General features: G+C 67.2%; 9 protein-coding genes. 7 read left to right on the forward strand and 2 right to left on the reverse strand.

The window, feature by feature from the left end; translation table 11 throughout:
* Positions 1–117: 117 nt before the first annotated feature.
* A complete protein-coding gene (locus tag E1261_RS41350; RefSeq protein ID WP_132415228.1) occupies positions 118–900 on the reverse strand; it encodes a GNAT family N-acetyltransferase in 783 nt (260 codons plus the stop codon).
* A gap of 42 nt (positions 901–942) precedes the next feature.
* Positions 943–1,347 carry an NUDIX hydrolase gene (locus E1261_RS41355; protein WP_132415229.1) on the reverse strand — a complete coding sequence of 135 codons (405 nt, stop codon included), beginning with the start codon at positions 1,345–1,347 and terminating at the stop codon, positions 943–945.
* 101 nt (positions 1,348–1,448) lie between these two features.
* Between E1261_RS41355 and E1261_RS41360 the strand changes: the two genes are divergently transcribed.
* The 7 genes from E1261_RS41360 to E1261_RS41390 all read left to right on the forward strand — a co-directional run.
* Positions 1,449–2,333: a PHP domain-containing protein gene (locus E1261_RS41360; RefSeq protein WP_132415230.1), complete on the forward strand. Its 885-nt coding sequence runs from the start codon at positions 1,449–1,451 to the stop codon at positions 2,331–2,333.
* Positions 2,330–2,947, forward strand: coding sequence for a MarC family protein (locus E1261_RS41365; RefSeq protein ID WP_132415231.1), 618 nt, complete (start codon positions 2,330–2,332; stop codon positions 2,945–2,947). Before E1261_RS41360 ends, E1261_RS41365 begins: the two co-directional genes overlap by 4 nt.
* A 265-nt stretch (positions 2,948–3,212) precedes the next feature.
* The gene (locus E1261_RS41370) at positions 3,213–4,046 is read left to right on the forward strand and encodes an alpha/beta fold hydrolase (RefSeq protein WP_132415232.1); all 834 of its coding nucleotides are present in this window, start codon (positions 3,213–3,215) and stop codon (positions 4,044–4,046) included.
* A gap of 56 nt (positions 4,047–4,102) precedes the next feature.
* On the forward strand, positions 4,103–4,927 hold the full coding sequence (locus E1261_RS41375; RefSeq protein ID WP_132415233.1) for a PHP domain-containing protein: 825 nt from the start codon (positions 4,103–4,105) through the stop codon (positions 4,925–4,927).
* Positions 4,928–5,192: 265 nt separating this feature from the next.
* Entirely contained in the window at positions 5,193–5,990 is a 798-nt protein-coding gene (locus tag E1261_RS41380) for an ABC transporter permease (protein WP_132415234.1), read from the forward strand.
* Entirely contained in the window at positions 5,983–6,798 is an 816-nt protein-coding gene (locus tag E1261_RS41385; protein WP_238176775.1) for an ABC transporter permease, read from the forward strand. Before E1261_RS41380 ends, E1261_RS41385 begins: the two co-directional genes overlap by 8 nt.
* Position 6,799: 1 nt before the next feature.
* Positions 6,800–7,532, forward strand: a 733-nt coding sequence (locus E1261_RS41390; protein ID WP_132415235.1) for an ABC transporter ATP-binding protein, incomplete at its 3' end; no start/stop codon positions are given.

A 7,532-nucleotide genomic window follows, 5' to 3' on the forward strand; every position in this document is an offset into this window, starting at 1 on the left:
GTGGTCAACCTCCTCAAACTCCACAACCACACCCTCCACCCAGCAACCTGACCCCGGGGCCACCCAGCCCGACCAGCCCGACAGATTCGATGCCCCGGCCGGCAAAACGCCATTTCGCTACAGGCTCTCCGTGACAGTAGGACTCCGTGGATCGAGGGTGTAGAGGTCGATGTGGGAGTGGGTTTGGAAGCCGAGGGAGGTGTAGACGGATTGGCCGGCGGAGGATGAGGTGAGGACGGCGTACTGGGTGGTGGCTTGGGTTAGGGCTTTGTGGGTGAGGGCGGCGCCGATGCCTTGGCGGCGGGCTTCGGGGACGGTCATGACGAAGTAGACGCCGGCTACGGAGGCCGTCAGGTAGATGGTGATGGTGCCGACGGGGGAGCCGTTGCGGGTGGCGACGTAGTGGCGCCAGGGGTCGGTGTAGCCGAGGGTGCGGTAGACGGAGGCGACCCAGTGGGCCTCCTTCTCACCTTCGCCGAAGCCTCGGCCGAGCGTCTGTTCCCAGATCGCCAGCCCGGCATCGTCGGTGACACGCTCAAGCTCCAACCCCGGTACGGCGGCCGGCGCGCGAAGTTCGTCGAGGCGAACCGCCATCCCGGGCTCGCTGCCATCGGGTGCGAACCCGGCCGCGATCAGGTGATCAGTGAGTTCGGCGGAACGGAACGACGGGCCAACATGCCAGGTGCCAGGTACGCCGTACCTGCGCAACTCCTCCGCCGATTCCGCGACGACCTGCTCGAGATCACCACCAGCCGCGACAACCGCGTTGTGATAGTCGAGCGGTGACCCACCGATCGTCCACCGGGCCGATGCGTCATCACGCTGTGAACCACCACCGGCCGCGCCCATCGCCATCAGCAACTCGGCCGTGTTGTCCTCGATCGCCTGTGCCAGGTCCATCAAGGCAGTGTCACGGAACCGGCGTACCGGATGCCACAGGTTTCAGCTCGGGAGGGCGTTCCACTGGTCCAACGTGGAAATCAGCAGGGTGGTGGTCGGGAGGGCGAGGAGCTCGGGGCGGGTGACGAAGCGGGCGTCCGTCGCGTCGTCACCAGGGGTGAGGGTGCCGGCCAGCGGCGTCGCCTCGTAGTCGCGGATGACGTAGAGACGGCCTTGTGGGGCTTCGCGTTCGACCTCGCCGACCAGGCGGCCGACCTCGACGGTGAGACCGGTTTCCTCGGCGACTTCGCGGGCAACGGCGGTGGGATCGTCCTCACCGGGTTCGACGCGGCCGCCGGGTGGGGCCCACAGTCCGCGACCCGGATCGTTGGCGCGGCGAACGACGAGCAGTCGGTGTTGCTCGTCGTACACGAGTGCTCCCACACAGTCGATGCGCTGCGATTCCATGGCCCAGGGTAGGACAACCGGCAGGTTTCGGGGGCGATCGCGGATAGCATCTGCACTGACAGATGTCCATATCAGGTACGGCGAAGGGATCCCGACCGCTCGTGCGCATCGATCTGCACACCCATTCGAACCGCTCGGACGGCACCGACCCGGTGGACGACCTGATCAGTCACGCCCAGCAGGCAGGGCTCGACGTGATCGCGCTCACCGACCACGACACCGCCGACGGCTGGGTGGAGGGGCGGCAGGCGGCCGAGCGGCTCGGGATCGGGTTCGTGCCGGGGATCGAGATCTCCTGCAAACTCAACGGGATCAGCGTGCACCTGCTCGGCTATCTGCTGGATCCGTCGTCGGCGCAGCTGGCCGACGAACTCCGGACGGTCCGAGACGGCCGCACTGACAGGATTCCGGCGATCGTTGCCCGGCTCAACAGCATCGGCGTCGCGCTGACCGTCGACGAGGTCCTCGCCCAAGCGACCGGTACGCCGTCCGTCGGGCGGCCGCACGTCGCCGACGCACTGGTTGCCAACGGCACCGTTGCGAACCGGACCGAGGCCTTCGACCGGTTCCTGGCCGATGGCCGGGCGGGTCACGTGTCGCACTACGCGATCGAGCCCGGGCACGCGATCGACCTCGTCCGCGCGGCCGGCGGTGTGCCGGTGATCGCGCATCCGTGGGGGCGGTCCAGTTACAAGGTGATGACCGAGGACATGATCGCGCAGCTGGTCAGTGAGCACGGGCTGGCCGGGATCGAGGTCGAGCACCAGGATCACTCGCCGGAGTCCCGGGCCGCGCTGACCCGGATCGCCGACGACCTCGGCATCATCCGGACCGGGTCGAGCGACCACCACGGGGCCGGCAAGATCGACCACGATCTCGGTGTGAACACGACCGACCCTGAGCAGTTCGAGCGGCTGCTCGAGGTGGCGAAGGCCAATGCGGCCGCCGCACCCGGCGTACAGGCTCCAGAGGCGTACCTGCCATGAACGACATCATCAACCTCGGCCTGCTCAGCTCGGTCGTCGTCACGCTCTTCGTGATCATGGATCCGCCGGGGACGGTGCCGGTCTTCATCTCGCTGACCGCGGGGCAGTCCCGCGCGGTGCGCAAGCGGGCGGCCTGGCAGGCGGTGCTGGTCGCGTTCGGTGTGATCGTGGTCTTTGCGGCGTTCGGTCAGCAGATTTTGTCCCACCTCGGTATTACGCTTCCGGCGCTGCAATGTGCCGGCGGCCTGCTGCTTCTGCTGATCGCGTTGCAGCTGCTGACCGATACCGCCGAGGACCCGGTCCAGACCAAGAACGTCAACATCGCTTTCGTCCCGTTGGGTACGCCGTTGCTCGCCGGCCCGGGTGCGATCGTGGCCACGATGGTGTTCGTGCAGCGCGCGGACGGTCGGCTGCCGGACGTGATCGCGATCTCCGTCGGCATCATCCTGATCCACCTGATCATGTGGCTGACCCTGCGGTTCTCGGGCGTGATCATGCGGATCCTGGGGGAGAACGGCGTACTGCTGGTGACTCGGATCGCCGGTCTGCTGCTGAGCGCGATCGCCGTCCAGCTGGTGGCGGACGCGGTGGCTGATTTCATCAAGGCCGGGTGACGTCCTTCCGGAGCTGTCGACGCGGCTGTTCGTCGCGTACACATCCTGTTCCCGCCGACCGACAGGACGTATAGGTGTGCTGGGTCCCGGCGCCACGCTCGGCATCACGGCCGGGGGCGCTCAGTGGGCACATACGTCCTGTCCATCGGAGGATGCACACCGACCGCGATAGGCGAGCCGGGCTCAACGTCGTACCAGCGGTGTGTGCGTGGGATGCCAGTGGGTCGGGGGAGGGTGAGGCAACTAGTGAGAGGGGTTGCCTGCGATGGGTGCCAAGACGGTGAACAAGCTGGCTGTGCCGGGTGCGACGTTGCACTACGAGGTGACGGGATCGGGGCCGGTACTGCTGCTGATCGCCGGTGGCGGGACCGATGCCGGGATCTTCGACGGGATCGTCGGCCGGCTCGCTGCGGACTACACGGTTGTTGCGTACGACCCGCGGGGTTGCTCACGCAGCTTGTACGACGGTGCTGCGGCTGACGAGCGGGTCGACCAGTCGGCCGAGGATGCGCTGGCCCTGATCGACGTGGTCGGCGGGAGCGAACCGGCGTACGTGTTCGGGAGCAGTTCGGGTGCGATCACCGGTCTCGAACTGATCAGCCGGCACCCCGACCGGGTCCGGCTGCTGGTTGCTCACGAACCCCCGGCCGTCGAGGTACTACCGGATGCCACCGACCACCGGGCGTTCTTCGAGCAGGTCTACGACACCTTCCGTACCGACGGAGTCGAGGCGGCCGACGTCCTGTTCAGTCGTGGTATCGGCACCGATCAGGATGAGCCGCCCGCGCCGGAGGACATGCTGCCCGAGGTACTGGAGATGTTCGGCCGCCTCCAGGCCAACGCGGTCACCTTCTACCAGCACAAACTCCTCCCGTTCACCCGCTACCAGCCCGACCTGGACGCCCTGAAAGCAGCCGCCGCCAAGGTCGTCCCCGCCGCCGGCGCCGACTCCCTGGAATACCTCCCAGGCCGCCCCATCCAGCAGATCGCCGAGAACCTGGGATGGCCCGTCGTCACCTTCCCTGGCGGCCACGCCGGCTACCTAACCCACCCCGACCCCTTCGCCACCCTCCTAGCCCGAGTCCTCGAGTCCGACTGATCCCCGGCCCGGCCGGAGCCTGAGGGGTCTCCGGCCGGCCCGGTTAGCATCACCGGATGCTGCCCCCGGACAGTCATGTGCACAGCCAGTGTTCCTGGGACGCCCCCGACGGTTCGATGGAGGCGACCTGCGCGAGAGCTGTCGAGCTCGGCCTCCCCGCAATCGTCTTCACCGACCACGCCGACTTCACCCGCTGGCACGTCTCGCCCGGCACCGACCTCCCGGCTGCCTGGCGGCACCTGGTCACCCACGAGGTCCTGACTCCACCCGCGCTCGACCTCCCGTCGTACCGGATCCGTCTGGAACGCTGCCGGCAACTGTTCCCCAGCCTGCGGATCCGGTCCGGGGTCGAGCTGAGCGATCCGCACTGGCACCCCGGTCCCGTGGCAGATCTTCTTCGCGCGACCGAGTTCGACCTGGTGATCGCCGCGGTGCACTCGATGCGTACACCCGCCGGCGTCGGCGAGGTCTCCCTGGCCTACGAGTACCTCCCCGCTGCGGACGTCATCCGCGAGTACCTGGCCGAGACGCTGCGGATGATCGAGCGGTATGACGGGTTCGACGTCCTCGCCCATATCGACTACCCGGCCCGCTACTGGCCGGGCGATCCCTTCGATCCCACTGTGTTCGAGGACGAGTACCGCACAGTCCTGCGGGCGCTGGCCGGCGCTGGCAAGGCGCTGGAGCTCAACACCAAGCTCCCAATGGACGCCGAGATCCTGCGCTGGTGGCGCGCCGAAGGCGGCCGAACGATCACCTTCGCCAGTGACGCGCACAGCCCGTCAGCCCTCGCCCATGGCTTCCCGGCGGCCGTCGCGCTGGCCGAAGCCGCCGGGTTCGCGCCCGTCCGGACTCCCTACGACCTCTGGACCCGACGCTAAGGACACGTAGTAGTGGCCCGATACGCCGGGTGGAGGTGGTCGGAAACGATTCCGGTGGGACTACTGCGTGTTCTTCGCGACGCTAACCCGGTTGACGGGTGGGATGTGGGCGTCGTACGGTCGGCACCTTTCCTTTGACAGAACGGCGTGGGTTACTCATGCCTGCCACAGTGGTGTCCGAACCCCCGGGTCCTGATGGATTCGGGGTAGTTCTGCGTGCCGCTGGGCCCTCGGACACCACCTCGATGTGTGAGAGGAGGTTGCCGTGGGCGTCTATTGGGCGATCGCAATGCGGTCGTTCCGGCGCTTTGCGACGTACCGGATCGCGACTGTCTCCGGTGCGTTCACCAACTCGGTGTTCGGGTTCATCCTGTGCGGTGTCTATCTGACGTTGTGGAACGAACGGCCGGGACTCGGTGGGTACGACGTCAACGATGCGCTGACGTTCGTTTGGTTGCAGCAGGGGTTGTTGCTGCCGATCGGGCTGTTCGGTGCGAGTACGACGGTCGAGCTGGGGGAGCGGGTTCGCAGCGGCGAGATCGCGGTCGATCTGTACCGGCCGACGCACCTGCTGCTGTGGTGGCTTTCGATGGATCTCGGCCGGGCGATGTTCCAGCTGATCGTGCGGGGCGGGATCCCGTTGCTGGTCGGGGCGCTGGTGTTCGACCTGAAGTTTCCCTCCCGGCCTGAGGCCTGGCTGGCGGTGGCGATCGGGCTGCTGTTCGCGATCCTGGTCAGCTTCGGGATCCGGTACCTGGTCGCGCTCTCCGGGTTCTGGATCATCGACTCGAGGGGGACCGAGGCGGCCGCGATGCTCGTGTCGCTGTTCTTCTCCGGCGCGGTTCTGCCGCTGGTCGTGTTCCCGGGCTGGTTCGGTGAGTTCGTCCGGGCGACGCCGTGGGCGGCCACGCTGCAGGTGCCGATCGACATCTGGCTCGGCCGGAACCCGAGCGGTATCGGGGGCGCGCTCCTCTTCCAGATCGGCTGGATCCTGGTGCTGCTCCTGGTCGGCCAACTCGTAACCCAGCTAGCGACGCGCAAGGTGGTGATCCAAGGTGGTTGAGCGAATCCTGCAGGCCCCGGGGCAGTACTGGATGCTCGCCGCGATGTGGATCCGGTCCACCCTGGCCTACCCGGCGTCGTTCGTGCTGCTGATGGTGACCGGCATCCTGATCACGATCACCGACTTCCTCGCCGTGCTCCTGATGTTCAGTCATATCAACGCGTTCGGTGGGTTCTCGCTCGCCGAGATGGCGTTGCTGTACGCAACGTCCTCACTGACGATGGGGATCGCCGACCTGGTCACCGGGTCGATCGAGCGGGTCGGCCGGCGGATCCGGATGGGTTCGCTGGACGGGTATCTGGTTCGGCCGGTACCAGCGATCATCCAAACCGCTGCGGACGAGTTCCGCCTCGACAAGCTCGGCCGCGTGCTACAGGCGGTCGCCGTACTGGTGATCGCGCTGACCCAGCTCGACGTCGACTGGACCGTTGCCAAAGGCATCATGATGGTCGTCAGCACCATCGCCGGCGCCTGCATCTTCGGCTCGTTCTTCGTGCTCGGTGCGGCGTTCCAGTTCGTCGCGATCGATTCCGCCGAACTGTCCAACTCCTTCACGTACGGCGGTCGCACGCTGACGCAGTACCCGCTGACCGCGTTCGGGAAGGACGTGGTGCGGGCGGTGACGTTCGTCGTACCGCTGGCGTTCGTGAACTTCTATCCGGTGCTCTTCGTGCTGGACAAGCAACCTCCACTGGGGTTGCCCTCCTGGATCGGCCTGCTGTCCCCGGTCGCCGCCGCGGTGATGGTCGCGTTCGCGGCCCTCGGCTGGCGCGCCGGTCTTCGTCGCTATCGCAGTACAGGGAGCTGAAATGCCAGTCATCGAACTCACCGACGTGTCCCGCGCCTTCACCGTCACCTCGCGGACCGGACTCCGCCGGACCAAGCGCGAGGTCCGCGCGGTCGATGGCCTCTCGTTCACCGTCGAGCCCGGTGAGGTCGTCGGCTACATCGGCCCGAACGGCGCCGGCAAGTCGACCACCATCAAGATGCTCACCGGCATCCTCGTCCCGAGCGGCGGCACCATCCGCGTCGCCGGCGTCGACCCGTCCCGGGCACGCCTCAAACTCGCCAAGCGGATCGGCGTCGTGTTCGGCCAGCGAACGACCTTGTGGTGGGACCTGCCGCTGAAGGACTCCTTCGCCGTCCTGCAGAAGATGTACGGCGTCCCGATCGCTCGCCACCGCGAGAACCTCGCCACGTTCGTCGAGCTGCTGGATCTCGGCGACCTGCTCGACGTCCCGGTCCGGCAGCTCTCACTGGGTCAGCGCATGCGCGGCGACATCGCAGCTGCCCTCCTGCATGACCCCGAGATCGTCTACCTCGACGAACCCACCATCGGCCTCGACGTCATCAGCAAGGCCCGCCTGCGCGAATTCCTCGCCCAGGTGAACGCGGAACGCCGTACCACCGTCATCCTCACCACCCACGACCTCGACGACATCGAAGCCCTCTGCACGAGAGTCATGGTCATCGACCACGGCCGCCAGATCTTCGACGGCACCCTCCCCACCCTCCGAGCCAGCCAGTCCGCCCCCAGAACCC

It is taken from the genome of Kribbella albertanoniae, assembly GCF_004348455.1.
Taxonomy (GTDB): domain Bacteria; phylum Actinomycetota; class Actinomycetes; order Propionibacteriales; family Kribbellaceae; genus Kribbella; species Kribbella albertanoniae.

Excerpts from the sequence above, each read along its gene's own strand:
- E1261_RS41350 (WP_132415228.1), bottom strand. The coding sequence starts at position 900 with ATGGACCTGGCACAGGCGATCGAGGACAACACGGCCGAGTTGCTGATG.
- E1261_RS41355 (WP_132415229.1), bottom strand. The coding sequence starts at position 1,347 with ATGGAATCGCAGCGCATCGACTGTGTGGGAGCACTCGTGTACGACGAG.
- E1261_RS41365 (WP_132415231.1), top strand. The coding sequence starts at position 2,330 with ATGAACGACATCATCAACCTCGGCCTGCTCAGCTCGGTCGTCGTCACG.
- E1261_RS41370 (WP_132415232.1), top strand. The coding sequence starts at position 3,213 with ATGGGTGCCAAGACGGTGAACAAGCTGGCTGTGCCGGGTGCGACGTTG.
- E1261_RS41375 (WP_132415233.1), top strand. The coding sequence starts at position 4,103 with ATGCTGCCCCCGGACAGTCATGTGCACAGCCAGTGTTCCTGGGACGCC.